The sequence below is a fragment of the Neorhizobium sp. T25_13 genome, from assembly GCF_002968675.1.
GTDB lineage: Bacteria > Pseudomonadota > Alphaproteobacteria > Rhizobiales > Rhizobiaceae > Neorhizobium > Neorhizobium tomejilense.
In genome coordinates, this window is sequence record NZ_PVBI01000005.1 from 410,658 (window position 1) to 436,474 (window position 25,817).

Below are 25,817 nucleotides of genomic sequence, written 5' to 3' on the forward strand. Positions count from 1 at the left end.
GGGAGGAGGTGCGCCGGGCTTCCGAAACTGACCAACAACTGGGAGGAGGAGGTGTTGTCGGTCCCATCTGGGGCGCTGGGAGGAGGAGTGCGCCCGTCGATGAATTGAACATACAGGAGCGAAGCTTAAAAAACAGTCACGATATCGCAGTGCAGCATTGCAATTGTCGCATAGCTCCTTTGTCCTCTTGCAGCCCGCGCCGTCCTGAGCCAGTTTGAGTGGCATGAGCCTCGAATCCGTCCGCGCCTTCTTCGCCGCCAACGCCCCCGATGTCCACGTCATCATTACCGAGCAAAGCTCGGCCACCGTGCCGCTTGCCGCCCTCACTCACGGGGTGGCGCCCGAGCAGATCGCCAAGACGATCTGCGTGCGCGCCGGGGAAATCATCGTGCTCGTGGTGATGTCGGGAACCAGCCGCCTGGACAACCGCAAATTCCGGGATCATTTCGGCGCCAAGCCGCGCATGCTCGGCGGTGACGAGACGGCCGAGATCACCGGCCATCCCATCGGCGGCGTGTGTCCGTTCGGGTTGCCTTCCCGGATCCCGATCTATTGCGACGTGTCGCTTCGGAAATTCCCGGAAGTCGTGCCTGCGGCCGGCGCCACCAATGCCGCTGTGCGCATCAGCCCCGACCGTATGGCGGACCTGACCGCAGCGACCTGGATCGATGTCGGTCAGGATCCGGTTTAGAGGCGGCCGCTCAAGTAACGGTCGTACCAGGCGTGCTTGCTTTCCGCCGAAGCGGTTGCAACCACATAGCCAATGGCAAAACCGATCGCGCCGATCAGGGTGAACAGCGTCGTGGTCGCGGCGGGATGTTCGCGGATGGTGCCGGCAACCGAGCTTGCTTCGTTCTGTACGTAATGCGCAGCATTGCCGGCGCGCTCAGTGACCTTGCCATAGGCGGCACCGGTCTTTTCGGAGAGCATTTCGCGCAGGTTGGCAATCTCGGAACGCAGCGTCGCGATCTCGGTCCTGACGTTTTCGCCGGGTTCGTGATCGAAAGAGGGCGTATTCGATTTCGCGGGGGTGTTCAGGTTTCTGACGGGCTCTGCCATTACGGCCTCCTTGCGTTTTTCAAGAGACCGTTCAACTGCCGAAGGACTGATAGGTTCCTCGTTTAAAGCAAGAACCTATCGGCTTTTCGCCAGCGCCTCGGCCAGCGCCGAGAGCTTTTGCTTGTCGTCCGAGCCTTTTTGAAGGGAGTTCACGAGGATCAGCGCGAGTGCCTCGGCATCGGGGCTCGCCTTGTCGATCTGGTGTTCGGCGCAAGCCTGGTCAAAGACCTGCTGCAGCAAGCTGAGCTGGTCCGGATTGACAGGATTTCTAACCATCTGTGTAGGCATATAACCCTCCCGATCATACGGTGCCCGACCGGCGGACCATTCTCCTCGCCCTGCTCTACAATGGCGGCTGGAGAAACTTACCAGCGGCCTTCTATTGCGACAGACTTGCGCCGGCCTTGTCGGCGCCCGAGGAACAAAAAGGTCTACAAGCCACAGGAGGGAGGATTTTGAGCCTTGGCTAATAAATTGACAATAACAATAATAGACGGGTGTAATATAAGGGTGGACCCGTACGGGTTACTACCTATACGGGTCCTCCAGGTGTCTAAGGACGAGGCATGAAGGTCCAATGACGGCTTATGCCATGCCCGCCGGATCGCCGGTCGGCATCAGGGCGGGATTGAGCGTCGGATCCTGCGGGTTCTTGCTGTCGCCCGGATCCTGTGCAGGCGTCAATGGCGGTTTTTCCTGGGTTCGATCGGGTACGCCGCCCGCCGGTGTCGGCCCGCGCGGCTGAGGGCTCGGAGCGGGGATAGGGTCTCGATTGGGCATGATGGCCTCCTTTTCCTGTCAGGAAACCAACGACTGAGGCCAGCCACGGTTCCGCGGGGCGGCCAGTATTCCCGAAGAAAACCTCACTCGCCTTCAGCGATACCGGCGCCGGTCGCGGGAGGCGGACGACATGCCAAGCATGTAGCCTATCGCCAGGCCGAGCAGACCGACGGTAGCAATTGCCGAGCCGGTAGCGGCCGGATGGTCGATGGCGTGGGCGGCGACCATGCCCGCCTCGTCCTTGACATGATGAACGGCAGATTTCGTACGGGCACCAACGCCTGTCTCTTCGGCGACATCACCGGTAAAGCCGGCAGCGAGAGGTTTTTTGGCCATTGAAGTCTCCTTTTCGGAAACAACACCCAAACGGAACGCGAGGTTCCGTCTCCAGCTTCCCATCTGAAAGGGCAGGCCTTTGTCTGAAGGGAATGGAAACCCGCGCCGACAGGGCCGGCGCGGGCAAAACCATTATTCGGTGACTTTAGCCTGTCCTTCGGACTGCTTTAGCACGACGGCTTCCTCGCGCGGGTCCACTTTCGGAGGCGCGATGCTTGCCGTAGTGACTTCCTTGTCCACCTTGGCGGAAGCCGTGACGTCGTGGCCGGCGCATTCCGCAAGGGCTGCGGTGGATGACAGGCCGAGCACGGCGGCGATTACGAGAACTGTCTTCATGCCATTCTCCTTTCGCTGTGGTTGCGGGTGCAAAGGTAACCCGTAGTGCGATGAACCCGAAATCACGAATTCGCGTTTTCAGGTTGCCTCATACGGCCTGTTTCATCGCTTCGCGGCGATTACATCAGTTTTGAAAGGGTTTCGCGATTGACGAAAATATCAGTCTTCCCGGCTTCATAAGCGGGGTGGCTGAACTCCAGCATTCCCCTTTCAGGCATTTCAAGTGCCTGCTTGACGCTGACCAGCCCGACCGGGACGCGCTGGTCGCCATTTCGGACGACTGCCTCGACTATTTTCTGCATGTCCTCCCCTCCTCCAAGGTGGAATCCGTCGTAACGCGGATCTTGCCTCCTTGTTCCATCAGGAATCGGATTTTTTTAAGGTTGGATGCGGTATCGGGCAGCTTTTGTGACATAGGCCAACGCCCGGCCCTCCAGGGCGTTGCGGCATTTCAATGGAGATCCAGCGGCAGTTGAATTCCTTTGGGAATATTCGGGCGTCGCTGGTTGGCGATCTGTATCTTCTGGAACGTCTCGCGCCGACGCTGCGCTTCAGCCTCGCGGAGAGCCTTCGATGCCGCGACTGCGGCCATTGCACGTTCGATCACCTGTTCGGTTCTGCTCATCAGTACCTCCAAATGTTCTCTATTTGTTCTCATAAATGGAGACGGAAGTCAAGCGGTTCAAGACCCGGCCAAATAAGCGCGTCCTTTACGCCTCCTTAAATCGCCGCATTTAGAGTCCAGCCAAAGGCTTGGGCGATCAGACATTCGAGTAACAGCCTGTTTTGACAGGCGCGTAACGGGGGTATGCCGGCTCACCATGGCAGCCAGAGGCAAATCAGACAAACGCGTTGAACCGTCGTTCGAAGGTTCGCGGCCGAGTGGCGATTTGCGGCTCGACGCAGATGAGCGGATCGTGGGCAACGGCCGGCCTGGCAGACGTCCATCGAAAGCCGAAAGCGACGAGCGTTCCGATCGCCCGGAACGCGCCCGTCCCTCCCGCGACAGGAAAGCCTCCATCCGTCGCCAGGGCGGCGGGCTCTTCTCGCCGCTCAAGCGGCTGGTCTACTGGTGTTTCGTGCTCGGCATCTGGGCCGGCATCGCAGTCGGCGGGCTGGTGCTCTATTACGGCGCTAAAATGCCGGCCGCCAGTACCTGGTCGATCCCGGACCGCCCTGCGAACATGAAGATCACCGCGGTCGATGGCTCGGTCGTCGCCAATCGCGGCTCGACCGGCGGCGAGGCCCTGGCGCTTGAGGAGATGTCGCCCTACCTGCCGCAGGCGGTGATCGCCATCGAGGACCGGCGTTTCTATTCGCATTTCGGCGTCGATCCGTTGGGCCTGGCGCGCGCCCTGGTCAACAACCTGACCGGCCAGCCGATCCAGGGCGGTTCGACGATCACCCAGCAGCTCGCCAAGAACCTGTTCCTGTCGCCGGACCGCACGTTCGAACGCAAGATCCAGGAGGTGCTCCTGTCCTTCTGGCTGGAGCACAAGTTCACCAAGGACCAGATCCTCGCCATGTACCTGAACCGGGTGTTCTTCGGTTCGAACGCCTATGGCGTCGAGGCCGCCTCGCGGCGGTATTTCAACAAGTCCGCCCGCGACGCGAATCTCGGCGAAGCGGCAACGCTTGCCGGCCTCCTCAAGGCACCTTCCCGCCTGTCGCCGGCCCGCGATCCGAAGGCAGCGGAGGCGCGCGCCCAGGTCGTGCTCGGCACGATGCGCGAGGAAGGTTACATCACCGACAGCGACCTCAAGAGTGCCATGTCGCAGCCGCCGGCCAAGGCGAAGCGCTACTGGACCGGCGCCCAGCATTATGCCGCCGACATGGTCGTCGACGAGGTGAAGAGCCTGATCGGTGAGCCGAAAGTCGATGTGACTGTTGAGACCACGCTCGACATGCGCCTCGAAGCCGCCGCCGAAAAGTCGCTGAACGATGTCCTCAAGAAGGAGGGCGGCAAGCTCAACGCCTCGCAGGCGGCCCTCGTCTCGGTCGATGCGACCGGCGCGATCCGGGCGCTGGTGGGCGGCCGCGATTATGCGACGAGCCAGTTCAACCGCGCCGTCAAGGCAAAGCGCCAGCCGGGTTCGGCTTTCAAACCCTTCGTCTATGCCGCCGCACTCGAAGCCGGCGCCCGGCCGGACTCGATGGTCAACGATACACCGGTCAAGATCGGCAACTGGTCGCCGGAGAATTTCGACGAGAAATACCGCGGCCCGGTGACGCTCGCCTCGGCCTTCGCGCAATCGCTGAATACGGTTGCCGCGCAGCTGGCCATGCAGGTCGGTCCCGACAAGGTGGTGAGCCTCGCCCACCGGCTCGGCATCGATTCCGACATCCAGGCAAATGCTTCGATCGCGCTCGGCACCTCGGAAGTCTCGCTGGTCGAGCTGACGTCTGCCTACGCATCCTTCATGAACGGCGGCTATAAGGCGACGCCGCATATCGTCAAGCGTATCATCGATCCGGACGGCAAGGTGCTTTACGAGGCCGATTACGCCAACCCGCCGCGCGTGCTCAGCGAGCCGGTGGCGGCGACGATGAACGGCATGATGAACCGCGTCATCAACGAGGGTACCGGCAAGGCCGCCAGGATCGACGGCTGGCAGGCAGCCGGCAAGTCGGGCACCACCCAATCGTTCCGCGATGCGCTGTTCGTCGGTTATACGAGCATCATGACGACCGGCATCTGGTTCGGCAACGACGACGGCGCCTTCATGAAGAAGGTAACCGGCGGCGGTCTGCCGGCAAAGGCCTGGAAGGAATATATGACGTCCGCGATGAAGGGTTATACGCCGACGCCGCTGTTCGGCACCGGCCGCGCCCTTGATCTGCCGCCGCCGGCCGCAGTCCAGCCGGATTCGCCGTCAACGACGATCGGCGATATTATTTCCGGCATCCTGCCCGGTGGCCGCCGAACCCAGGACGAACTCCCCGCCGACTATCCGCCGGCGCCGCGCCCTCCCGCCCAGGATTCCGCCTCGATCGAACGGGAACCCGCCCGCGTGCGGCCCGTCTATGGCGACAACCAGGGATACGACAACAGGAACAACGGACAGATCTACGACAACAGGCCGGTCTATGGCGACCGCGGCCGCCGTGGCGATGTAGTGCCGCCCGGCGACGTTCCGGTCCGTGATTATCGCCAGTATCGCGGCCCCTATGATTCGTCCGCTCCGGTGCCGCCGGGAGCGATCGGCGGCGGCCCCGTTCCGCCCGGCGACGTAGGCGTTGCGGGCTCCAGAGACCAGCCGCGGCAGACAACGCTTTTCGACCTGATCATGGGGCAGTGAAGCGTATTGACAGTATTGCTCGGCAAACTGTTCTTTTTGCTAGGATCCGGGCGATTTCTCGCCTTGCAGTCCTAAAAACCCGTCCTTATATACGCCGCATGACCGCAGCCGATGCTGCGTACCATCCCAGTCGAGGAACTGTCAGTGGAATGCCTTTGAGGGGTTCCGATGGTTCGCTTAAAGGAGAGAGAAGAAAATGGCAAAAGTAATTGGCATCGACCTCGGTACCACCAACTCCTGCGTCGCCATCATGGACGGCAAAGATGCAAAGGTGATCGAGAACGCCGAAGGCGCGCGTACCACGCCCTCCATGGTCGCATTTTCCGATGACGGCGAACGCCTCGTCGGCCAGCCGGCCAAGCGCCAGGCGGTCACCAACCCCACCAATACCCTCTTCGCCGTGAAGCGCCTGATCGGCCGCCGCTACGAAGATCCGACGGTTGAAAAAGACAAGGGCCTCGTCCCCTTCGATATCGTCAAGGGCGACAATGGCGATGCATGGGTCAAGGCCCAGGGCAAGAACTATTCCCCCGCACAGGTTTCCGCGATGATCCTTCAGAAGATGAAGGAAACCGCTGAATCCTACCTCGGTGAAAAGGTCGAAAAGGCCGTCATCACTGTACCGGCCTACTTCAACGACGCACAGCGCCAGGCAACCAAGGATGCCGGCCGCATTGCAGGTCTCGAAGTGCTGCGCATCATCAACGAGCCGACGGCAGCCGCTCTCGCCTATGGCCTCGACAAGAAGGACGGCAAGACGATCGCCGTCTACGACCTTGGCGGCGGCACGTTCGACATCTCGGTCCTCGAAATCGGCGATGGCGTCTTCGAAGTGAAGTCGACCAACGGCGACACCTTCCTCGGTGGTGAAGACTTCGACATGCGTCTCGTCGAATATCTTGCCAACGAGTTCAAGAAGGACCAGGGCATCGACCTGAAGAACGACAAGCTCGCCCTGCAGCGCCTCAAGGAAGCTGCCGAAAAGGCCAAGATCGAACTCTCCTCCTCGCAGCAGACCGAAATCAACCTGCCGTTCATCACGGCCGACGCTTCCGGTCCGAAGCACCTGACCCTGAAGCTGACCCGCGCCAAATTCGAAAGCCTGGTCGACGATCTCGTCCAGCGCACCATCGCACCGTGCAAGGCAGCCCTCAAGGATGCCGGCGTCACCGCCGCCGAAATCGATGAAGTGGTTCTCGTCGGCGGCATGAGCCGCATGCCGAAGGTCCAGGAAGTCGTCAAGCAGCTGTTCGGCAAGGAGCCGCACAAGGGCGTCAATCCGGATGAAGTCGTCGCTCTCGGCGCCGCCATCCAGGCCGGCGTTCTGCAGGGCGACGTCAAGGACGTTCTGCTGCTCGACGTGACCCCGCTGTCGCTCGGCATCGAAACGCTCGGTGGCGTCTTCACCCGCCTGATCGACCGCAACACGACGATCCCGACCAAGAAGTCCCAGGTCTTCTCGACCGCCGAGGACAACCAGCAGGCCGTGACGATCCGCGTATCGCAGGGCGAGCGCGAAATGGCCCAGGACAACAAGCTGCTCGGCCAGTTCGACCTCGTCGGCCTGCCGCCGTCGCCGCGCGGCATGCCGCAGATCGAAGTCACCTTCGACATCGACGCCAACGGCATCGTCCAGGTTTCGGCCAAGGACAAGGGCACCGGCAAGGAACAGCAGATTCGCATCCAGGCTTCCGGCGGTCTCTCCGACGCCGAGATCGAAAAGATGGTCAAGGACGCCGAGGCCAATGCCGAAGCCGACAAGAAGCGCCGCGCCGGCGTCGAAGCCAAGAACCAGGCCGAAAGCCTCGTTCACTCCAGCGAGAAGTCGCTGAAGGAATATGGCGACAAGGTTTCCGAGACCGACCGCAAGGCGATCGAGGATGCGATCGCTTCGCTGAAGACCGCCATCGAAGCCTCCGAGCCGGACGCCGATGACATCCAGGCGAAGACGCAGGTCCTGATGGAAGTATCGATGAAGCTTGGTCAGGCCATTTATGAGGCCCAGCAGGCCGAAGGCGGCGAAGGCTCCGAGGGTGGCAAGGACGATATCGTCGATGCCGACTACGAGGAAGTCAAGGACGACAAGAAGTCCGCCTGATCCGCCGGTTGCCTGATGGCCAGACCTCGACCATAGTTGACTTGAGTATCCGGCTGCCTTCGTGCAGCCGGAATCCTTTCCGGAGCCGGTTACCTCCATGGCAAAAGCAGACTTTTACGAAACGCTGGGTGTCGGCAGGACAGCCGATGAGAAGGAGCTGAAAAGCGCCTTCCGCAAGCTCGCGATGAAATATCATCCCGACAAGAATCCGGGCGACGCAGAAGCCGAAAAGAAGTTCAAGGAGCTCGGCGAAGCCTACGAGACCTTGAAGGATCCCCAGAAGCGCGCGGCCTATGACCGCTTCGGCCATGCCGCCTTCGAACAGGGCGGAATGGGCGGTGGCGGCGGCTTCTCGGGCGCGGGCGCCGGCGGTTTCTCCGACATCTTTGAAGATATCTTTGGCGAAATGATGGGCGGCGGTCGTGCCCGGCGCTCGACCGGCGGTCGCGAACGCGGCGCCGATCTTCGCTACAATATGGAAATCACGCTGGAAGAAGCCTTTTCCGGCAAGACGGCGCAGATCCGGGTACCGACCTCGATCACCTGCGACGTCTGTTCCGGTTCGGGCGCCAAGCCCGGCACCCAGCCTAAGACCTGCGGCACCTGCCAGGGCTCCGGCCGCGTGCGCGCATCCCAGGGCTTCTTCTCGGTCGAGCGCACCTGCCCGACCTGCCACGGCCGCGGCCAGACGATCACCGATCCCTGCGGCAAGTGCCACGGCCAGGGCCGCGTCACCGAAGAACGTTCGCTGTCGGTCAACATCCCGGCCGGCATCGAAGACGGCACCCGCATTCGCCTTCAGGGCGAAGGCGAAGCCGGCACGCGCGGCGGGCCTGCGGGCGATCTCTACATCTTCCTGTCGGTGAAACCGCACCAGTTCTTCCAGCGCGACGGCGCAGACCTTTATTGCGCCGTGCCGATCTCGATGACGACGGCCGCCCTTGGCGGCACGTTCGACGTGGCCACTCTGGATGGAACCAAATCCCGCGTGACGGTGCCGGAAGGCACCCAGCCGGGCAAGCAGTTCCGCCTGAAGGGCAAGGGCATGCCGGTGCTGCGGTCCAGCCAGACGGGCGATCTCTACATCCAGATCCAGATCGAGACGCCGCAGAAGCTCACCAAGCGGCAGCGCGAGCTGCTGCAGGAATTCGAGGAACTGTCCTCGAAGGACAACAATCCGGAATCGACGGGCTTCTTCGCCCGGATGAAGGAATTCTTCGAGAGCTGAGCTTCTCAATCCTAAATTTTGAAGCCGCCCGCAACAGGCCGTTGCGGGCGGCTTTTTCGTTGGGCGCCTAGAAGGTGTCGTGGACACCGCTGCGCGGATCGCTCACCATATGCGGCTCATAGATGCCGGCCCGCGCGGTTCGCCTCCAGGGGCGGGCGATCTCTTCCGGATTGTGCTCGACATCGACGATCGCAAGCGAGGGGGTCAGGCCAGCGACTGGATCGATCCGCTGGCGAGGATCATTGCGAAGAGGACGAGGCAGGCAGCGGCAGCGCGGCGCACGACGATCGGCTTCACCTCGAAACGCTCCGTTCGCCGCATCAGGCTGCCGAAGGCGATCCAGCCATTGGCGGCACAGATTACCAGTCCGGCAAATAGCGCGAGCCAGGGCGCGAGTTCCGGCAGGCTGCCATGCGGCATGATGACGAGCGCGATGATCAGCGCCTTGGGGTTCAGCACCGTCGTGACGAAGACCTGGCGGACGGAAACTTCCACCGCTTCCTTCGCCTGCTTTTCGGACATCCACAGGCGATAGCCGAGATAAAGAACCCAAATACCCGCCGCGAGCTTCGCCCAGACCAGCGCCTGCGGATAGGCATCGAAGAAAGGCGCCGCAAGCGTTGCCGCCGGCACGATCACCAGCAGATAGCCGCCGAGTTCGCCGGCGATCAGGGGCAGGCCCCTCAGCCAGCCGCGCGCATACCCGCCAAGCGCCATCAGCGTGTTGGTCGGCCCCGGCGTGCAGAGAAGCAGGAGGATGGCGAGGGTGAATTCCGGAAGGGTCATGCAACTGCCTGTCGAAGTGGCCGGCACGGTCCGGCCTCTTCCTCTCTATCAGCATTTTCAGCATGCCGATTGACACCCGTCAAACCTGCTTATTTTGTCGGCGAAGGCATGCGGGCCACGAACCAGCCGAAATATCTCTGGATTGCCGGCGAGACGACAAATACGATCGACAGCACCATGATCGGCGCGATCAGGATCGTTCGATGCCACACGGCCCAACCTTCGGTGAGTGGCGCGAGGATATAGAGAAGTACGGTGATCAACGGATAGATGGCGAGGATCATTACGAGGGCGAGACGCGCCTTCGAAGGGTTGACGCGAGCGGGTACGGTCTGCAATTGCGCCTCCATGGCTTGATTTCTGCTATCGGAACTGAGGGTTAAAGTTGCTGTGGTCACTATGAGCTCCATAGAAACGGTCCGTTTCCATGGAGCTCATATAACGAAACGAGCCGTTTCGTTCAAGTAGGACTCTTGTGATGTCGAATAAAATTTTGCTTGGGGGGTCCGCATGACGGGGAAAAAGGCGGCGGAGGCGCGCCGCACGTCGATCGGCGCCCAGCGCAACCCCGCCAGCCAGGACGCCATTCTCCGGGCTGCGGAGGAAATTCTTGTCGAGGGCGGGCTGGGATCGTTTTCGATCGAGGCCGTGGCCCGGCGAGCCCACGCAGGCAAACCGACGATTTATCGGTGGTGGCCGACGCGTACGATCCTGCTTCTGGATGTCTACCACCGCCAGAAATTCGTCGATATCGCACCTGATACCGGCGCGATCGAGACGGATATCTTCCAGCTCCTGAGCGACTTGCTCGAGTTTTGGAACACCGGCCATGGAGGCGCGGTTTTCCGCTCCGTCATCGCCGAGGCCCAGACCGACCCGGCGGCCAGCAAGGCGCTCGCGGGCTACATGGCCGAGCGATACCAGCAGGGCGGCGAGATATTCCGCCGGGCAAAGGCCCGAGACGAAGTGGCCGATTGGGTCGTACCCGAGCTTGCCATGGAGATCATAACGAGCTTCGTGTGGAAACGGCTGCTCACCGACCGGCTGGAGATTGCGCCTGAACAGCTGCGCCTCGTGGTTCGCCACCTCGTGCACGGCTTAAAGGCACAGTAGGTCTCCGGAATATCCGTCCGTCCGTGTCCAATCGGTCGAGGAAATATGTCGCGCTCAGGCGGCGCATGCCCCGCGCCGCCTGAGCGGCAACCGGGCGGTCAATAATGCGGCGGTCTGGTGACGGCCGGCGCTTCCAGCGAGGTCTCCTCCAGCGACAGGAACCGCTCGGTCAGCCGGTCGAGCTTGGCACGTGCCTGTTCCATCACCTTCCATTGCTCGGCGAGCTGATCGGACAATTCCTCGATCACCTTGGCCTGATGGGCGGCCAGCTCCTCGAGCTTAACCAGTCTTTGTTCGTCACTCACCTGAATCTTCCTTCGCGGCCTTCCTGGCCGCTTTTTCGGCACGAACCGCGTCCGGCATGCCGTCATGGGGTCCGAGCGGCCGCACCGGCGCATCATCCCACCAGTCGGAGCGGATCGGCTTCATGTCGAGATGCTTGGGATAAACTATACGGTTCGCATGCGTGGAAGCCTCGCCCACCACCAGCAGCCGTACTTCCGCATCGGTATTGTTGATGAAGGTGTGCGCCAAGCCGGTGCCGGCCGGAAAGCCCACCGAGTCGCCCGGCTTCAGCGGATAGACCTCGCCATCCAGCCAGGCTTCCGGCGTTCCCTCGATCACGTAGACGAACTCCTCCTCGGCGCTTTCGGCATGCGGAAAGGAGGTGCGTCGCCCCGGCGGCAACCGCTCATGATGGATGCCGAGCCGCGTCAGGCCAAAATGGCGGGCCAGCGGCGCGCCGAACCCCATCAGCTCGTCGTCGCCGCGGTAATGCCCTTCCTCGGGCTTTTCCACTTCGGCCCAATGGGCGATGCAGGACGGGCGGTCTCTGTCGGTCATGTCGCGGCCTCCTTCGGAAAACCACAGGACACTAGCCGACCGGCGCCGCCCGGTCCATGTTTCTGGCCGAATTCTGGACCGGATTCCGGGCCGAAGATCAGGCACGCAGCCGCGGACGCTCGGTACGCGTCTCGCGCACGGCCTTCGTCTTGAAGTGGCCGAGCAGCGACGCCAGCCGGCTGCTGATGCCGACGAGGCTCCGGGTCGAGGCATTGGTCTCTTCCATCAGAGCGGCGTTCTGCTGGGTGATCTGGTCCATGCTGCGGATCGCGGAATTGATTTCCTCGATGCCGGAAGCCTGTTCCTGGGCCGAGCGGGCAATCGACGAGATATGGTCGTCGATCGACTTCACCCGCCCGCCGATGCCGACCAGCGCCTGCCCCGTCCTGTTGACCAGCTCGACGCCGCGGTGAACGTCAGACGAAGACTGGTCGATCAGCTCCTTGATCTCCTTGGCGGCGGCGGCAGAGCGCTGCGCCAGTTCGCGGACTTCCTGCGCGACGACGGCAAAACCCTTGCCCTGCTCGCCCGCGCGGGCCGCTTCCACGCCGGCATTGAGCGCCAGAAGATTGGTCTGGAAGGCGATCTCGTCGATGGCACCGATGATCTGGGTCATCTTCTGCGAGGACTGCTCGATATCGCCCATCGCGGCAATCGCCTCTTCGACCACTTTGCCCGATCGAACCGTCTCTGAGGCGGATTCGCGCACGATCTCCTGCACTTCGCGGGTCCGCTGCGCGGCCTGGCCGGAAATCGTGGTGATTTCTTCGAGTGCCGCCGCCGTCTGCTCAATCGCCGAAGCCTGCTGTTCAGCGCGCCTGGCGATGTTTTCGGAAGCCGACGAAATGCCGCCGGCTTCGGCGCGCACCTGTTCAACCGAAGTGCTGATCTCGCGCATCGCCGCGTCAAGCTCGGAGATCGACGAATTGTAGTTCTGCTGCAGCTTGGCGAAGCTCGGCGCCAGTTCCTGCCAGAGTTCGGATGTCAGGTCGCCATCGGAAAGGCTCTTCAGGGCGCCATCGAGCGCGGCAAGCGCCGTGTCCTGCTCGGCCTTGGCATTCTCCCGCTCTGCCTCGGCTTTCTGGCGCTCGTCGCTCAACACCTGAAGATAGACCGAGATGGCGTAGTCCATGTCCACCAGCGCAGCCTTGACCACCGCCGAGAGATGTTCGGACAGAACCTTCGCCTTCTTCGCCTGAAACAATCCGGTCATCTCGCGGGCCACCACGGCGCGGATGATGCCGTCGAGGATCAGCGCGTAACCGCCGATATACCAGCGCGGTTCGAGACCGAGCCGGGCATGGGTGCGGCCGATCGTGGAAACCGCCTCCACATAATTGTCATCGTATTTGCCGGATGCGATGCCTTCCCAATGGGCAGCCTGACGGCTCTTGGCGTGGGCGACATGCGCATCGTTGGAGAAAAATTTGGCAGTGTGCGGGTTGCTCTTCACCTTGCGGTAGAACGCATCGAGCGCGTCGCCGACCGTTTCCTTGATGACGGGCCGGACCTCGGCCAGAGACCGGCGCTGCTCCTGACCAAGGCCGATAAATTCCAGGCGCTCGGCGAGATCGGCTTTGTGGTTCTGGTCTTCCATGGGAGGTCTCCGGAATTGAAAGGGTCCACGCGGCCAATCGGATATGACATGCGTATGCGTGCATGGTCATTTCTAACAGCCAACCTTTAACTTCTTGTTAGCCATAACCCCTCAGTTTTGGGTAGTTATAAATTAGAGTTGCATTGAAAATGCCCATTCTAATGAAATCTTCTCTCAAGATGTTCGCGAGCGAGGCCGCCGCCTGCCCCACCGAAATTTGTCCAGCTTAAGGCGGACAGATACCAACAAGCAGTTAGGCTCGCCAACTCCCCCCGAGAACGGCTTAGGCTGAGGGATGACGCTCTCCAAGCAAAAGCTTGCCATCCAGGCTTCGAGCCCTTAGCTCCTGTTTCACGAAACCCTAAGATTCCCGATGGCACAGAAGACCTCCCTTTCCCGGCTGAAGCTCACCGATTTCCGCAATTATGCGGAAGCGGCGCTGCCGCTCGACGGGCGGCATGTGGTGCTGACCGGCGAGAACGGCGCGGGCAAGACCAATCTCTTGGAAGCCGTTTCCTTCCTGTCGCCCGGCCGCGGACTGCGCCGCGCCGTGCTGTCCGACGTGACGCGCGTTGGCGCCGCCGGCGGGTTCGCCATCTTTGCCGATGTCGACGGCATGGACGGCGAGGTTTCGATCGGCACCGGCATCGAGCCGGGCGAAGGCGAAAGCGTTACCCGCAAGCTCAGGATCAACGGCACCCCGGCCAAATCGACCGAGGAGCTTACCGACCACCTGAGCGTCCTGTGGCTGACGCCGGCGATGGACGGGCTGTTCACCGGTGCCTCGTCGGACCGCCGCCGTTTCCTCGATCGCCTCGTCCTGTCGCTCGATCCCGGGCATGGCCGGCGGGCGAGCGACTTCGAGCGCGCCATGCGTAGCCGCAACAAGCTATTGTCGGAAGGCCGTTTCGATCCTTCCTGGCTGTCGGCCATCGAGGCGCAGATGGCCGGTCTCGGCATCGCCATGGCCGCCGCCCGGCAGGAGATGCTCGGGCTTCTGAGAAGGCTATCGGCAAGTTCCGGCGAGACGCCGTTCCCGACGCCGGTGCTGGCGCTCGAAGGTTTCATGGATGGCGCGATGGACCGCCCGTCAGCCGATCTCGAAGAAGACTATCTCGACATGCTGCGCAACGGCCGCGGCCGCGATGCCGCCGCCGGCCGCACGCTCGACGGACCGCACCGTTCCGACCTGCTGGTGCGCCATCGCGAGAAGGACATGGAGGCCGAGCGCTGCTCGACGGGCGAGCAGAAGGCGCTGCTGATCGGCCTCGTGCTCGCCCATGCGCGGCTCACCGCCGATATGACCGGTTACGCGCCGATCCTGCTGCTCGACGAGATCGCCGCCCATCTCGACGAAGGCCGGCGGGCTGCTCTCTTCGATCTCGTTCACGGTCTCGGCGGTCAGTCCTTCATGACCGGCACGGACCGGGCGATGTTTTCCGCGCTGGCCGACCGGGCACAGTTCTTTACCGTCGCGCATGGCGGCATCAGCGTTTGAAATCCACCTTACGCGGCCCGGCGGCCAGTGATATGATTGCATCATGGAAAGCCTGACCCCGGAAAAATTGAGCCAAGACGAGATCGAGCGGTACCGCCGTCATATCCTGCTGCCGGAAATCGGCGGCGCGGGGCAGCAGAAGATGAAGAATGCCCGCGTGCTGGTGATCGGCGCCGGCGGGCTCGGTGCGCCGATCCTCGAGTATCTGGCCGCCGCCGGCATCGGCACGCTCGGGATCATCGACGACGATCGCGTTTCCCTTTCCAACCTGCAGCGGCAGGTCATCCACGATACCGGCACGATCGGCGAGATGAAGACCAGGAGCGCCCGCGAGGCGATCGCCCGGCTCAACCCGCATGTCCGCGTCGTCGATTTCGAGGAGCGTTTTTCCGCCGAATGGGCGGCCCGCAAGCTCGCCCTGTTCGATCTGCTGATCGACGGTTCCGACAATTTCGACACCCGTTATGCGGCCGCCGATGCCGCGGAAACCACCCGGGTTCCGCTGGTGACCGGCGCGGTCGGCCGGTTCGACGGCTCGGTGACGGTGATGAAGCCGTACGAGACGGGACCGGACGGCGTTCTCAATCCCGGCTATCGCGATCTCTTTCCGGAAAAACCGCCGGCGGGACTGATCCCGTCCTGCGCCGAGACCGGCGTCGTGGGTGCACTGACGGGGGTGGTCGGCACGCTGATGGCGATGGAGGCGATCAAGCTCGTGACCGGCATCGGCGAGCCCCTGATCGGGCGGCTGATGCTCTACGATTCGCTGTCGGCTCGCTTCGACATGATCAAATACAAGCGCCGCACGGCCAAGGCTGCCGCCGAGTGATGGAGCACGCCGCGGTTGAGATTGTCCGCATCGACGACGATTTCGGGCGCTGGGACGAGCTTCTGGCACTCATCCTCTCCTCCTTCGCCTATATGGACGACGTCATCGATCCGCCTTCCTCCGCACATCGCCTGACGCTCGCCTCGCTCGCCCGGAAGGCCCGCGACGAGATCGCGTTTGCGGCGATCGAAGGCGGCAGGCTCGCCGGCTGCGTCTTCTGCAAACCGGAGCCGGGCTTCCTCTATATCGGCAAGCTCGCCGTCGCCCCGGCCAGCCAGGGCAAGGGCATCGGCCGCCGGCTACTGTCGGTGGCGGAAGCGATCGCCCGGGAAAGAGGCCTTCCGGCGCTGCGGCTCGAAACCCGCATTGAACTGACCGCCAATCACGCGGCCTTCGCACGATGGGGCTTCGCCAAGACGGCGGAAAACTCTCATCCGGGCTTCACCCGCATCACCTCCATCGAGATGCAGAAGCGGCTGGGGTAAAAGATCAGTTGCGGCCCGGAAGCACCCGGTTCGGAGGGCGGTGGCCGTCGAAGAAGGCGCGAATGTTGATGATCACCTTGTCACCCATGTCGATCCGGCCCTCGATCGTTGCCGAGCCCATATGCGGCAGCAGCACGACCCGGCCCTGATGGGCGAGCTTGACGAGTTTCGGGTTCACCGCCGGCTCGTTCTGGTAGACGTCGAGACCGGCGCCGGCGATCTTGTTGTCGCGCAAAAGCTGGATCATCGCCGCCTCGTCGATGATGTCGCCGCGGGCGGTGTTGACAATGATCGAGGTCGGCTGCATCAGCGCCAGGCGCCGCGCCGACAGAAGATGGAAGGTCGCCGGCGTCGAGGGACAATTGACCGAGACGATATCGACGCGGGCGAGCATCTGGTCGAGGCTGTCCCAATAGGTCGCCTCCAGCTCTTCTTCCGTCGCGGGGCTGACGCGCTTGCGGTTATGGTAGTGGATCGACAGGCCGAAAGCCTTGGCGCGGCGCGCGACAGCGGTGCCTATGCGGCCCATGCCGACGATGCCGATACGTTTGCCCCAGATCCGCCGGCCGAGCATCCAGGTGGGGCTCCAGCCCGTCCACTCACCCGGCTTGTCGGTCAGGATGCGCGAACCCTCCGCGAGCCGCCGGTTGACGGCGAGGATCAGCGCCACGGTCATGTCTGCCGTGTCCTCGGTCAGTACGTTCGGCGTGTTGGTGACGGTGATGCCTTTCTTCGCGGCGGCATCGACGTCGATATGGTCGAAGCCGTTGGAGAAGCTGGCGATCAACTTGAGTTGCGGCCCGGCCTCCTCGATCAGCGCCTCGTCGATACGGTCGGTCACCGTCGGCACCAGCACGTCGGCTGACTTCATGGCGGCCGCCAGCTCTTCGCGCGACCGGGGCGTGTCGTCGATATTGAGTTCGGCCTCGAACAGCTCGCGCATGCGGGTTTCCACCGCATCCGGCAGCTTACGGGTAATGTAGACCTTGGGTTTCTTCTTCGCCGTCATGAAACTCTCTGCCTGACGCCCTGAAGCACGAACCTGAACGTATCCGGGGTGCGTGCCTCAAGCTTTGTTCGACATATGTCGTTATCCCGAAACCGGCACCCGCTTTCGGGCGACCTGCTTTAGGAGGTCCTTAACCAAGTCGCGCGATATTCAATTCATCCAGGGCGTTTTCTACCAGACCCGTCAGCGAAGACAAACAAAACCTCGCGAGGTTCCCGAAAGCCCGAGATCGCTCAGCCGGAACCAAACACATGCGTCGCGCCATACTCAGCTCCTTCATCGCTCTTTCCTTCGGGCTTGTCGCCTCCCTGTCCGCACCCGCCCCGAGCTACGCTCAGGGTGCCGCCAAGGGTCCGAGTGGCCTGCCGCTGCCGCGTTTCGTCAGCCTCAAGTCGAGGAAGGTCAATATCCGCATCGGCCCGAGCACGGACTATGCGGTGTCCTGGATGTATATGAAGTCCGGCACGCCGATGGAAATCATCCAGGAATACGAAAACTGGCGGCGGGTCCGCGACGCCGAGGGCACAGAGGGCTGGGTGAACCAGGCCCTGCTCTCGGGCGACCGGACTGCGGTCGCCGCCCCGTGGATGCGCGGCAAGGGCAAGGATATCTACGTCAACATGCGCCGCGACCCGCAGGCGACGGCCGCCGTCCTCGCCAAGCTGGAGCCGGGGGTCGTGCTACAGATCAAGGAATGCAACGGCGATTGGTGCCGCGCCGAAACCAACGGCGCCGAGGGCTGGATCGCCCAGGCCGAAATCTGGGGCGCCTATCCCGGCGAGGCCTTTAAATAAGCTCTTCCCTGCGAGGCCTCAAACCTCAAAGGAGGCCTTGCTTCTTCGCAGCTTCAATGAGCGACGCCATCGGGCGCGGGCCGATCTGCTGGATGCAGATGGCGGCCGCAAGGCAGCCGAGCTTGCCGCAATCCTCGAGCGAACGGTCCTGGGTATAGCCGAACAGGAAGCCGGCCGCGAAGAGGTCGCCGGCGCCGGTCGTATCGACCAGTTCCCTGATCGGATAGGCGTCGATCTTCACGCGCTCGTCGCCGCGAATGATGATCGCGCCTTCCTCGCTGAGCGTCACGGCCGCCAGCTTGCAGTCTTGCGAAATCTTCTTCAGCGCCAGTTCGAAATCCTCTGTCTCGTAGAGCGACAGCGCTTCCTGTCTGTTGGCGAAGACGATGTCGACCGTTCCGGAACACATCAGGTCGAGGAACTCGGCACGGTAGCGGCCGACGCAGAAGGGGTCGGACAGCGTCATCGACACTTCGCGGCCATGCTCATGGGCGATGCGGGCCGATTCGCGGATCGCTTCCTTGGCGCGCGGCGGATCCCAGAGGTAACCTTCAAAATAGGTGACCTTGGCTTCGGCAACGACATCCTCTTCGACATGTTCCGGGCCGAGATCGACGCAGGCGCCAAGATAGGTGTTCATCGAACGCTCGCCATCCGGCGTCACGAAGATCATCGAACGGGCGGTCGGCGGGTGGGTGCCTTCCGGCCTGGTCTGGTAGTGTACGCCCTGGGCACGGATGTCGTGCTGGAAGATGTTGCCGAGCTGGTCTTCCGCAACCTTGCCGAAATAGGCGGCCTTGCCGCCGAAACCGGCAATGCCGGCTGCCGTGTTGCCGGCCGAACCGCCGGACGCTTCCACTGCGGGACCCATCTTGGAATAGAGGAGTTCGGCGCGCTCGGCATCGATCAGGTTCATCGCGCCCTTGGTGATCGCATTGTCGCTCAGGAAATTGTCGTCGCAGCGGGCGAGAATATCCACGATGGCATTGCCGATGGCGAGCACGTCGAACTTGGGCATCCGGTCTTGATCCTCTTGGGAAGCAGTTGGTCGCGAAAACCGGTATTCGGGTTTTGGCCAGATTGGAAGGGAAAATAACCGCGACGCCCGCAATCCGGGGCATTTTGCCCCAAGTCTCCCAAGGCCGATCACGGGCCGTCACTCTGCTGTCACGATCACAGGTTATACACTCGACGATCCGGTTGTGTTGCCGACCACGGATGAACTGGCGGCCGACCACCGGATGTCCTGGACGAGACCAGGAGGGAAAGCGGGGATTGCCCCGCTTTTTTGTTGGGCGCCGTCGCCGCGCCTTCCAGCCGAACAGTTTCTCTGCACCAACGCATTTGTCGCAAGCCGCGACATGCGTTAGACGCATAAAAACGTCTCCACAGAAAGCCTGCCCCTTGTCCTCCGTCTTCCTGAATGTCGTGCCCCTCTTCATCCTGATCCTGATCGGCTGGATGACAGCGAAGACCGGGATCTTGAAGGAGGAGACCGGCGACGCGCTCGGCGAGTTCGTATTCAAGATCGCGGTCCCCATGCTGATCTTCCGGACGCTGGCGGATGCGCATTTCGAAGGAGCCTCGCCGTTCCGGCTGTGGACCGTCTATTTCCTCGGGGTCGCCATGACCTGGGGGATCGGTCATATGCTCACCACCCGCGTTTTTGGCCGGGATGCGAAGATCGGCGTGATCGCCGGCATGTCCGGCTCGTTCGCCAACAACGTCTTCATCGGACTGCCGCTGGTCGCCCAGGTCGTCGGCAAGGATGGCCTAGTGGCGATCTCCATCCTGCTTGCGATCCACCTGCCGTTGATGATGGTGGCCGGCACGATCCTGATGGAGGGCGCGGCCGCCAAGGTCGACGGCGGCGAAAAGCGCGGCATCGCAGCGGTCCTCGGGCAGGTGGGCTCCAACCTTGCCCGCAACCCCCTGGTGATCGCGCTCATCGTCGGCGTCGGCTTCAATTTCCTCGGCCTGCATCTCCCGTCGGCGGCGGCCATCGTCATCGACCAGATTTCCGCCGCGGCGAGCCCGGTTGCACTGATATCGATCGGCATGGCGCTGACCAGATATCCGATCCGGGGCGATATCGGCCTTTCGGGCGCCGCTGCGGTGCTGAAGCTGCTGGTGCTGCCGGCGCTCGTCTTCCTGATAAGTTATCTGTTTGCCCTGCCGAAGGACTGGACCGCGGCGCTGGTGCTGACCGCCTCGGTGCCGACCGGCATCAATGCCTGGCTGATCGCCCAGCGCTTCCGCTCCGGCCATAGCCTTGCAGCCTCGGTGATCAGCATGACCACCGCATTCGGTGTCTTCACCGTCGGCTTCTGGGCATGGCTGCTCGGCTGAGCCAAGCCGCATCTCCGATTACGAAAGCCCAAAACAAAAATGCCCGACTGACGCCGGGCATTTCGATTGAAATTCGTGAGAATTGCCGATCAGTTGGTGGCGGGCGCCGGAGCGGCTGCATTCGGGTCCGGAAGCGGAACCGGCGAATCAGCCAGCGTGCGCAGGTAGGCAATCAGGTTGGCGCGCTCGGCATCGTTCTTCAGACCGGCGAAGCCCATCGCCGTACCCTTCACGAAAGCCTTCGGAGCGGTCAGGAAATGGTTGAGGTTGTCGAAGGTCCAGTGCTCGGCACCGCCCTTGGAAAACTCCTTCATGCCGGCCGAATAGGAAAAGCCTTCATGTCCGGCGATAGGACGGTCGACAATGCTCCAGAGATCGGGGCCGACCTTGTTCGGTCCGCCCTTCTCCCCGGAATGACAGCTCTGACACTTCTTGAATGCGGCTTCCCCGGCCTTGGCGTCGGCCTTCGCCAGCAGCTGCGCGATCGGAACGGCGGCGGCAGCGGGTGCCGCGGCTTCACCGGCTGCGGGCTCTTCGGCGGCGACGATGGCAAATCCTGCCTTCTCGGGTACCTCGGAGTGGAAAATGCCTTCCGAGGCAATGGACACCGACATCAAGACGAAAACAGTAGCAAGCAGGGCGCCTGCCGCCATGTTGACATTGGGGTTCATCCGCAAAAGCTCCTTCGCAACCGCTTGTGGGAAAGCGGACCATCTTGAAATCGCGCGGAACCTATGTCTTTTGCATGGTTGTTGCAACACGATTATCGTCCCGCGCGTGAGACTTTTTGACACTGTTTACGCGGGAATAGAAGGGTCTCTCATGAAGAATTCGGCTTTTGACCGGACGCTGGTGTTGATCCCGGCGCGAATGGCATCGACCCGCCTGCCGGGAAAACCTCTGGCTGATATTGCCGGCCTGCCGATGATCGTGCAGGTAGCAAAACGCGCCGAGGAAGCGCAAGTCGGGCGAATCATCGTCGCCGTCGACCACCAGGACGTCTACGACGCCGTGGCCGCTGCGGGCTTCGACGTGGTGATGACCCGGCAGGACCATCAAAGCGGCTCTGACCGGATTTTCGAGGCCGTCCAGAAGGCCGATCCGGACGCGCAGATGGACTTCGTGATCAACGTTCAGGGCGACCTGCCGACGATCGAGCCGGAAGCGGTGCGCGCCTCGCTGCGCCCGCTCGACAATCCCTCGACCGACATCGCCACCCTCACCGTCGAGATCACCGACGAACACGAAAAGACCAATCCGAACGTGGTGAAAATCGTCGGCTCGCCGATTTCCGCAACGCGGTTGAAGGCGCTCTATTTTACCCGCGCCACCGCGCCCTACGGCAACGGGCCGCTCTACCACCATATCGGGCTCTACGCCTATCGCCGCGCCGCGCTCGAAAAGTTCGTGTCGCTCGGGCCGTCCGTGCTCGAAAAACGCGAATCGCTCGAACAGCTGAGGGCGCTCGAAGCCGGCATGCGCATCGATGCCGAGATCGTTGACTCGGTTCCGTTAGGCGTCGATACTCCCGCCGACCTTGAAAAGGCCCGTGCGATCCTGTTTGCCCGTGCCTCCTCGTAACGGATAACCCCATGAACGCACTCACCAATCGCATCGCCTTCCAGGGCGATTTCGGCGCCAATTCCGACATGGCCTGCCGCGACATGTTCCCGACCATGGAACCGCTTCCGTGCCCGACTTTCGAAGACGCCTTCCAGGCGCTCGAAAACGGCGATGCGGACCTGGCGATGATCCCGATCGAGAACACGATCGCCGGACGCGTCGCCGATATCCATCACCTACTGCCGGAATCGCGGCTGCATATCATCGGCGAATATTTCATGCCGATCCGCTTCCAGCTGATGGTGCTGCCGGGCGTGACCCACGAGGAAATCCGCACCGTCCACAGCCATATCCATGCACTCGGCCAGTGCCGAAAGATCATCCGCTCGAACGGCTGGAAGGCCGTCGTCGCAGGCGACACGGCCGGCTCCGCCAAGATGGTGGCGGAAAAGGGCGACCGGACGATGGCGGCACTGGCGCCGCGGCTTGCGGCCGATCTCTATGGTCTCGAGATCCTGGCGGAGAATGTCGAGGACCGGGACGACAACGTCACCCGTTTCGTGGTGCTCTCCCGCGACGAAAAATGGGTGCAGCGGAACGATCCGGACGAGGTGCTGGTCACCACCTTCGTGTTCAACGTCCGCAATATCCCCGCCGCGCTCTACAAGGCGATGGGCGGTTTTGCGACCAACGGCATCAACATGACGAAGCTCGAGAGCTACCAGCTCGGCGGCAAGTTCGTGGCGACCCAGTTTTATGCGGATATCGAAGGCCATCCGGACGACGCCCCCGTGCGCCGGGCACTGGAAGAACTGCGATTCTTCTCGGAAAAGGTCAGGGTTCTCGGCACGTATAAGGGCCACCCGATGCGCGGGGCGCTGCAGAAGGGGTGAGAGGCGAGCCTGAGAGCGGCCGTAGAAAACGGGACACGCTAATGCCTTCGTGTTGAACCCGAGGATCGGCCTGGACACGTCGGGTTGCGATCTTCCCCTCGAGGGGAGAGTCCCGGCAGGGCAGAGCGGGTGCCACACCCGCCCAACCCCCACGGCTGTTTACGCTTACTGTGCGCTCATCGCATAGACCCGCAGCCTATGCCCGTCCGGATCTGTCACGACGAACGTGTCGCCGAAATCCATCTCGACCGGCGTCTGGAGTACGCGCAGGCCGCGGCCCGACCAGTCGGCATAAGTCTTGTCCACGCCGGCTGCGTCCCCGTGCCTGAAGCAGATTTCCGTGCCGCCGCCGCACTCGCCCTTCACCGGCGGTTCAGCCGTGTGGCGTGACCACAGGCCGAGCTTCATGCCGGTGTTCAGCACGAAGAGCGTAAAGGTCGGGGATCTTTCCACGGGTTCTACGCCGAAGAGGGACTGGTAGAAATCCGCGCTGGCGAGCGGGTTGTCGACGAAGAGGATGGTAAAATCGGGATGGACCATGTCAGTTCTCCTTGTGACGCAATTCCCTCTTCCGGGAACTGCTCCTGGTTGGGACTGACCGTAGATTATCGCAGCCTACTGTCAGATAATGGCAGTAGTGTTCATGGCTGGGCCGGAATTCCTTCAGCCTCTCGCCACTCCTTGAGCAAGACCGGCCGGCGGCGCGGATAACGCGTTTCCGTCCAAGCCGCAGAGGAAATGCGGTCGGTGCGGAAATGCCGGAAGTCCTGCCTCAGTTCGCACCAGGCAACCATCACCCTGACGCTGTCGAAGAAGCCGAGGGCGAAGGGCCAGACTTTTCGATGGGTCAGCGCCCCTTTTTCGTCCTCATATGCGAGCTCAAGGATATGCTCGGCGCGGATTGCCTTTCGGATCAGGCCGAGATCGGCCCTGTCCTCACCTCGCCGCGGCGCTCCGACAAGCAGCGTCGAACTGTCGAGTTCCTGCCTGAGATCTGCCGGCAGGACGGCGGCGATCTTGGCGAGCGCATCAACCGCGCCGGCGGCCAGCCGCGGATCGGCAGTCTTTGCGACCCAGCGGGAGCCGAGCACCAGCGCCTCGATCTCTTCTTCCGAAAACATCATCGGCGGCAGCATGAAACCGGGCCTGAGCACATAGCCGAGACCCGCCTCGCCTTCGATGAAGGCACCTTGAGCCTGAAGGCTGGCGATATCGCGGTAGAGCGTGCGCAGACTGACGCCGGTCTCGGCGGCGAGCTTGGCGCCGCTGACGGGCTGGCGGTAGCGCCGGAGCGTCTGGAGAAGAGCCAGCAGGCGCTCCGACCTCGCGACGGTCATAGTTCTACCGGCTCCACTCGATCCAGTCGCGCAGCAGGCGGTGGGCGATCGCTCCCTTGACCGGCGCGAAAACCGGAGCGTCCGGGCCGGCATCGAGCATGGCGGCGGCTTCGGCCCGCTCGAACCAGCGGACATCGGCCATTTCCTGCGGATCGATCTTGATCTCGGTGGATTTTGCCTCGGCGTAACAACCAATCATCAGCGAATGCGGCATCGGCCAGGGCTGCGAGGCGTGATAGCGGACCCGGCCGGTTTCGATGCCAGATTCCTCGAAGGTTTCGCGGCGCACCGCATCCTCGATCGTTTCGCCTGGCTCGACGAAACCGGCGAGGCACGAATACATGCCTTCCTGAAAGTGGTGGCTGCGGCCGAGCAGGCAGCGGTCGCGCTCGATATCGACGGTCAGCATGATCACCACCGGGTCGGTGCGCGGGAAGGTCATGTGCTGGCACTGGGTGCAGACCCGCTTGTAGCCACCGATCCTGGTTTCGGTCGGCGAGCCGCATTTGCCGCAGAATTTGTTGGCCGCATTCCAGTTGAGCAGTGCAACGGCTTGCGCCACCTCGCCCTGCAGTTCGCCTTCGATGAGTTGGTCGCGAAAGAGCGCCCGCGCCTCGGTCGGCTTGTAGTGGCTTGCCAGTTCCTCCGCCGGGATCAGCATCGGCACGGCGATGCGCGGTTCGCCGGTCTCGCGATAGCCGAGCAGCACAGCGTTGTCGAAATCCGGCGTGAGTTCCGCGAGCTCGTAGGGCGAAAACAGCGGGTCGAGGATCTGGCTGTCGTGCTTCAGGATCAACCGGCTGCCGGTGAAGGCGAGGATATGGGCGCCCTCCACGGCGAGCGCCTTCTCGACGCAATCGTCCTCACGGTATTCGGCGCGGCGATCCAGCTTGTTGCCGGAAAAGGCCGTCAGCTTGCTCGGTTCGGGATGGGGTGCGTCGGTGTCGAAAAGGTTCGCTGTCATGAAAGGGCTTCAACCAGTTTGTTGAGAAAATCTTGTTTCTGCTGCCCGCCATAGGGCACCGGCTGGCCGAAACCCCAGATCGGGCCGGGCCAGTTCGGATCTTCCTCGAACCGGGCGATGACATGGACATGCAGCTGGCGGACGATATTGCCGAGTGCGCCGACATTGATCTTGGTGGCGCCGGTCACCGTCTTCAGGGCAGCGGCCACCCTGTTGACCTCGACCGAGAGCAGCGCCTGTTCGGCTGGCGAAAGATCGAAGATCTCGGTCATGCCGGCGCGTTGCGGCACCAGGACCAGCCACGGCCAGCGGCTGTCGTTCTGGAAGCGCAACTGGCAGAGGCCCAGCACCGTCACAAGATCGGAATCGCGGGCAATCCTGCCATCCAGTTCGAATTCGCTCAAACTTTCCTCCCTTGTTTTTCTGTTCGATAGCAGTTTTTTACAGGGTTGGCTTGCATTTGGAAGCGTTATTGACGATATGGGAAGCGGGAGGTTGGTGGTGGACGAGCCACTCGCCAACCGGGTCAGGTCCGGAAGGAAGCAGCCCTAACGAGCCAGGCACGGGTCGCCGTGCCAGCCTCCCACCCTTTTACTTGTACTACCATCTTGGTCAGCTTCC

The 25,817-nt window shown here is 62.5% G+C and carries 31 protein-coding genes and 1 other RNA gene; 13 read left to right on the plus strand and 19 right to left on the minus strand.

Going from position 1 to position 25,817, the window contains the following annotated elements; all coding sequences use genetic code 11:
* Positions 1 to 223: 223 nt before the first annotated feature.
* Complete coding sequence (locus C5J22_RS14835; protein ID WP_105438824.1) at positions 224 to 691, plus strand: YbaK/EbsC family protein; 468 nt, start codon at positions 224 to 226, stop codon at positions 689 to 691.
* On the opposite strand, the gene C5J22_RS14840 is transcribed toward C5J22_RS14835, so the two are convergent.
* The 7 genes from C5J22_RS14840 to C5J22_RS31180 form a co-directional block, all read right to left on the minus strand.
* Complete coding sequence (locus C5J22_RS14840) at positions 688 to 1,059, minus strand: hypothetical protein (protein ID WP_105417041.1); 372 nt, start codon at positions 1,057 to 1,059, stop codon at positions 688 to 690. The two genes, C5J22_RS14835 and C5J22_RS14840, sit on opposite strands and share 4 nt — an antisense overlap.
* Before the next feature lie 75 nt (positions 1,060 to 1,134).
* Positions 1,135 to 1,347, minus strand: coding sequence for a hypothetical protein (locus tag C5J22_RS14845; RefSeq protein WP_172716915.1), 213 nt, complete (start codon positions 1,345 to 1,347; stop codon positions 1,135 to 1,137).
* A 297-nt stretch (positions 1,348 to 1,644) separates the two neighbouring features.
* Entirely contained in the window at positions 1,645 to 1,839 is a 195-nt protein-coding gene (locus tag C5J22_RS14850; protein WP_105402322.1) for a hypothetical protein, read from the minus strand.
* Between the two features lie 93 nt (positions 1,840 to 1,932).
* The gene (locus C5J22_RS14855; protein WP_105438825.1) at positions 1,933 to 2,175 is read right to left on the minus strand and encodes a hypothetical protein; all 243 of its coding nucleotides are present in this window, start codon (positions 2,173 to 2,175) and stop codon (positions 1,933 to 1,935) included.
* Positions 2,176 to 2,307: 132 nt separating this feature from the next.
* Positions 2,308 to 2,511 (minus strand): hypothetical protein, encoded by a 204-nt coding sequence (locus C5J22_RS14860; protein ID WP_105402320.1) that lies wholly within the window; start codon positions 2,509 to 2,511, stop codon positions 2,308 to 2,310.
* Positions 2,512 to 2,630: 119 nt separating this feature from the next.
* Complete coding sequence (locus tag C5J22_RS14865; protein WP_046638101.1) at positions 2,631 to 2,813, minus strand: hypothetical protein; 183 nt, start codon at positions 2,811 to 2,813, stop codon at positions 2,631 to 2,633.
* Between the two features lie 149 nt (positions 2,814 to 2,962).
* Positions 2,963 to 3,136, minus strand: a complete 174-nt coding sequence (locus C5J22_RS31180; RefSeq protein ID WP_172716916.1) for a hypothetical protein — start codon at positions 3,134 to 3,136, stop codon at positions 2,963 to 2,965.
* Positions 3,137 to 3,332: 196 nt separating this feature from the next.
* On the opposite strand from C5J22_RS31180, the gene C5J22_RS14870 reads away from it, so the two are divergent.
* The 3 genes from C5J22_RS14870 to dnaJ all read left to right on the plus strand — a co-directional run bounded on the left by C5J22_RS14870 (position 3,333) and on the right by dnaJ (position 9,136).
* A complete protein-coding gene (locus C5J22_RS14870) occupies positions 3,333 to 5,810 on the plus strand; it encodes a transglycosylase domain-containing protein (RefSeq protein WP_105438826.1) in 2,478 nt (825 codons plus the stop codon).
* A 196-nt stretch (positions 5,811 to 6,006) separates the two neighbouring features.
* Positions 6,007 to 7,908 carry a molecular chaperone DnaK gene (gene dnaK, locus C5J22_RS14875; protein WP_105417035.1) on the plus strand — a complete coding sequence of 634 codons (1,902 nt, stop codon included), beginning with the start codon at positions 6,007 to 6,009 and terminating at the stop codon, positions 7,906 to 7,908.
* A 97-nt stretch (positions 7,909 to 8,005) separates the two neighbouring features.
* A complete protein-coding gene (gene dnaJ, locus C5J22_RS14880) occupies positions 8,006 to 9,136 on the plus strand; it encodes a molecular chaperone DnaJ (protein ID WP_105417033.1) in 1,131 nt (376 codons plus the stop codon).
* 204 nt (positions 9,137 to 9,340) lie between these two features.
* Here the strand turns inward: dnaJ and C5J22_RS14890 are convergent, their stop codons facing one another.
* Both C5J22_RS14890 and C5J22_RS14895 read right to left on the minus strand, forming a co-directional pair.
* Entirely contained in the window at positions 9,341 to 9,922 is a 582-nt protein-coding gene (locus C5J22_RS14890) for a LysE family translocator (RefSeq protein WP_205837185.1), read from the minus strand.
* Positions 9,923 to 10,011: 89 nt separating this feature from the next.
* Complete coding sequence (locus C5J22_RS14895; RefSeq protein WP_105417633.1) at positions 10,012 to 10,260, minus strand: hypothetical protein; 249 nt, start codon at positions 10,258 to 10,260, stop codon at positions 10,012 to 10,014.
* A 172-nt stretch (positions 10,261 to 10,432) separates the two neighbouring features.
* Here C5J22_RS14895 and C5J22_RS14900 point away from each other — a divergent pair, with 172 nt between their 5' ends.
* Entirely contained in the window at positions 10,433 to 11,035 is a 603-nt protein-coding gene (locus tag C5J22_RS14900) for a TetR/AcrR family transcriptional regulator (RefSeq protein WP_105438828.1), read from the plus strand.
* A 98-nt stretch (positions 11,036 to 11,133) separates the two neighbouring features.
* Here the strand turns inward: C5J22_RS14900 and C5J22_RS14905 are convergent, their stop codons facing one another.
* The 3 genes from C5J22_RS14905 to C5J22_RS14915 all read right to left on the minus strand — a co-directional run bounded on the left by C5J22_RS14905 (position 11,134) and on the right by C5J22_RS14915 (position 13,475).
* Positions 11,134 to 11,340 carry a SlyX family protein gene (locus C5J22_RS14905; protein WP_105438829.1) on the minus strand — a complete coding sequence of 69 codons (207 nt, stop codon included), beginning with the start codon at positions 11,338 to 11,340 and terminating at the stop codon, positions 11,134 to 11,136.
* Complete coding sequence (locus tag C5J22_RS14910) at positions 11,333 to 11,878, minus strand: cupin domain-containing protein (protein WP_105402312.1); 546 nt, start codon at positions 11,876 to 11,878, stop codon at positions 11,333 to 11,335. Before C5J22_RS14910 ends, C5J22_RS14905 begins: the two co-directional genes overlap by 8 nt.
* Positions 11,879 to 11,975: 97 nt before the next feature.
* Positions 11,976 to 13,475 (minus strand): globin-coupled sensor protein, encoded by a 1,500-nt coding sequence (locus C5J22_RS14915; RefSeq protein ID WP_105438830.1) that lies wholly within the window; start codon positions 13,473 to 13,475, stop codon positions 11,976 to 11,978.
* 373 nt (positions 13,476 to 13,848) lie between these two features.
* Here C5J22_RS14915 and recF point away from each other — a divergent pair, with 373 nt between their 5' ends.
* From recF to C5J22_RS14930, 3 genes are read left to right on the plus strand one after another with little or no spacing between them, the layout of a single operon-like run.
* Entirely contained in the window at positions 13,849 to 14,973 is a 1,125-nt protein-coding gene (gene recF / locus C5J22_RS14920; protein WP_105438831.1) for a DNA replication/repair protein RecF, read from the plus strand.
* Positions 14,974 to 15,016: 43 nt separating this feature from the next.
* A complete protein-coding gene (locus C5J22_RS14925) occupies positions 15,017 to 15,802 on the plus strand; it encodes a molybdopterin-synthase adenylyltransferase MoeB (protein WP_105438832.1) in 786 nt (261 codons plus the stop codon).
* Complete coding sequence (locus tag C5J22_RS14930; protein ID WP_105438833.1) at positions 15,802 to 16,287, plus strand: GNAT family N-acetyltransferase; 486 nt, start codon at positions 15,802 to 15,804, stop codon at positions 16,285 to 16,287. The genes C5J22_RS14925 and C5J22_RS14930 overlap by 1 nt, the downstream gene beginning before the upstream one ends.
* 4 nt (positions 16,288 to 16,291) lie before the next feature.
* Here C5J22_RS14930 and C5J22_RS14935 read toward each other — a convergent pair whose 3' ends face one another.
* Entirely contained in the window at positions 16,292 to 17,296 is a 1,005-nt protein-coding gene (locus C5J22_RS14935) for a D-glycerate dehydrogenase (protein ID WP_105438834.1), read from the minus strand.
* A gap of 251 nt (positions 17,297 to 17,547) precedes the next feature.
* Here C5J22_RS14935 and C5J22_RS14940 point away from each other — a divergent pair, with 251 nt between their 5' ends.
* Positions 17,548 to 18,090, plus strand: a complete 543-nt coding sequence (locus C5J22_RS14940) for an SH3 domain-containing protein (protein ID WP_105438835.1) — start codon at positions 17,548 to 17,550, stop codon at positions 18,088 to 18,090.
* Positions 18,091 to 18,115: 25 nt separating this feature from the next.
* Here C5J22_RS14940 and C5J22_RS14945 read toward each other — a convergent pair whose 3' ends face one another.
* The gene (locus C5J22_RS14945; protein WP_105438836.1) at positions 18,116 to 19,108 is read right to left on the minus strand and encodes an adenosine kinase; all 993 of its coding nucleotides are present in this window, start codon (positions 19,106 to 19,108) and stop codon (positions 18,116 to 18,118) included.
* Between the two features lie 386 nt (positions 19,109 to 19,494).
* On the opposite strand from C5J22_RS14945, the gene C5J22_RS14950 reads away from it, so the two are divergent.
* On the plus strand, positions 19,495 to 20,439 hold the full coding sequence (locus tag C5J22_RS14950) for an AEC family transporter (RefSeq protein ID WP_172746630.1): 945 nt from the start codon (positions 19,495 to 19,497) through the stop codon (positions 20,437 to 20,439).
* 89 nt (positions 20,440 to 20,528) lie between these two features.
* On the opposite strand, the gene C5J22_RS14955 is transcribed toward C5J22_RS14950, so the two are convergent.
* Complete coding sequence (locus C5J22_RS14955; protein WP_046667194.1) at positions 20,529 to 21,110, minus strand: cytochrome c family protein; 582 nt, start codon at positions 21,108 to 21,110, stop codon at positions 20,529 to 20,531.
* Between the two features lie 151 nt (positions 21,111 to 21,261).
* Between C5J22_RS14955 and C5J22_RS14960 the strand changes: the two genes are divergently transcribed.
* Both C5J22_RS14960 and C5J22_RS14965 read left to right on the plus strand, forming a co-directional pair.
* Entirely contained in the window at positions 21,262 to 22,020 is a 759-nt protein-coding gene (locus tag C5J22_RS14960) for a 3-deoxy-manno-octulosonate cytidylyltransferase (RefSeq protein ID WP_046667193.1), read from the plus strand.
* Between the two features lie 11 nt (positions 22,021 to 22,031).
* Positions 22,032 to 22,895 carry a prephenate dehydratase gene (locus C5J22_RS14965; protein WP_105417007.1) on the plus strand — a complete coding sequence of 288 codons (864 nt, stop codon included), beginning with the start codon at positions 22,032 to 22,034 and terminating at the stop codon, positions 22,893 to 22,895.
* A gap of 165 nt (positions 22,896 to 23,060) precedes the next feature.
* Here C5J22_RS14965 and C5J22_RS14970 read toward each other — a convergent pair whose 3' ends face one another.
* The 4 genes from C5J22_RS14970 to C5J22_RS14985 form a co-directional block, all read right to left on the minus strand.
* Entirely contained in the window at positions 23,061 to 23,435 is a 375-nt protein-coding gene (locus C5J22_RS14970) for a VOC family protein (RefSeq protein WP_105438837.1), read from the minus strand.
* Between the two features lie 101 nt (positions 23,436 to 23,536).
* On the minus strand, positions 23,537 to 24,232 hold the full coding sequence (locus tag C5J22_RS14975; protein WP_105417003.1) for a YafY family protein: 696 nt from the start codon (positions 24,230 to 24,232) through the stop codon (positions 23,537 to 23,539).
* A gap of 4 nt (positions 24,233 to 24,236) precedes the next feature.
* Positions 24,237 to 25,196: an NAD(+) diphosphatase gene (gene nudC, locus C5J22_RS14980; RefSeq protein ID WP_105438838.1), complete on the minus strand. Its 960-nt coding sequence runs from the start codon at positions 25,194 to 25,196 to the stop codon at positions 24,237 to 24,239.
* A complete protein-coding gene (locus C5J22_RS14985) occupies positions 25,193 to 25,600 on the minus strand; it encodes an HIT domain-containing protein (RefSeq protein ID WP_105438839.1) in 408 nt (135 codons plus the stop codon). Before C5J22_RS14985 ends, nudC begins: the two co-directional genes overlap by 4 nt.
* An 86-nt stretch (positions 25,601 to 25,686) precedes the next feature.
* On the opposite strand from C5J22_RS14985, the gene ffs reads away from it, so the two are divergent.
* Positions 25,687 to 25,783, plus strand: an RNA gene (gene ffs / locus C5J22_RS14990) — signal recognition particle sRNA small type.
* The last annotated feature ends 34 nt before the right edge of the window (positions 25,784 to 25,817 follow it).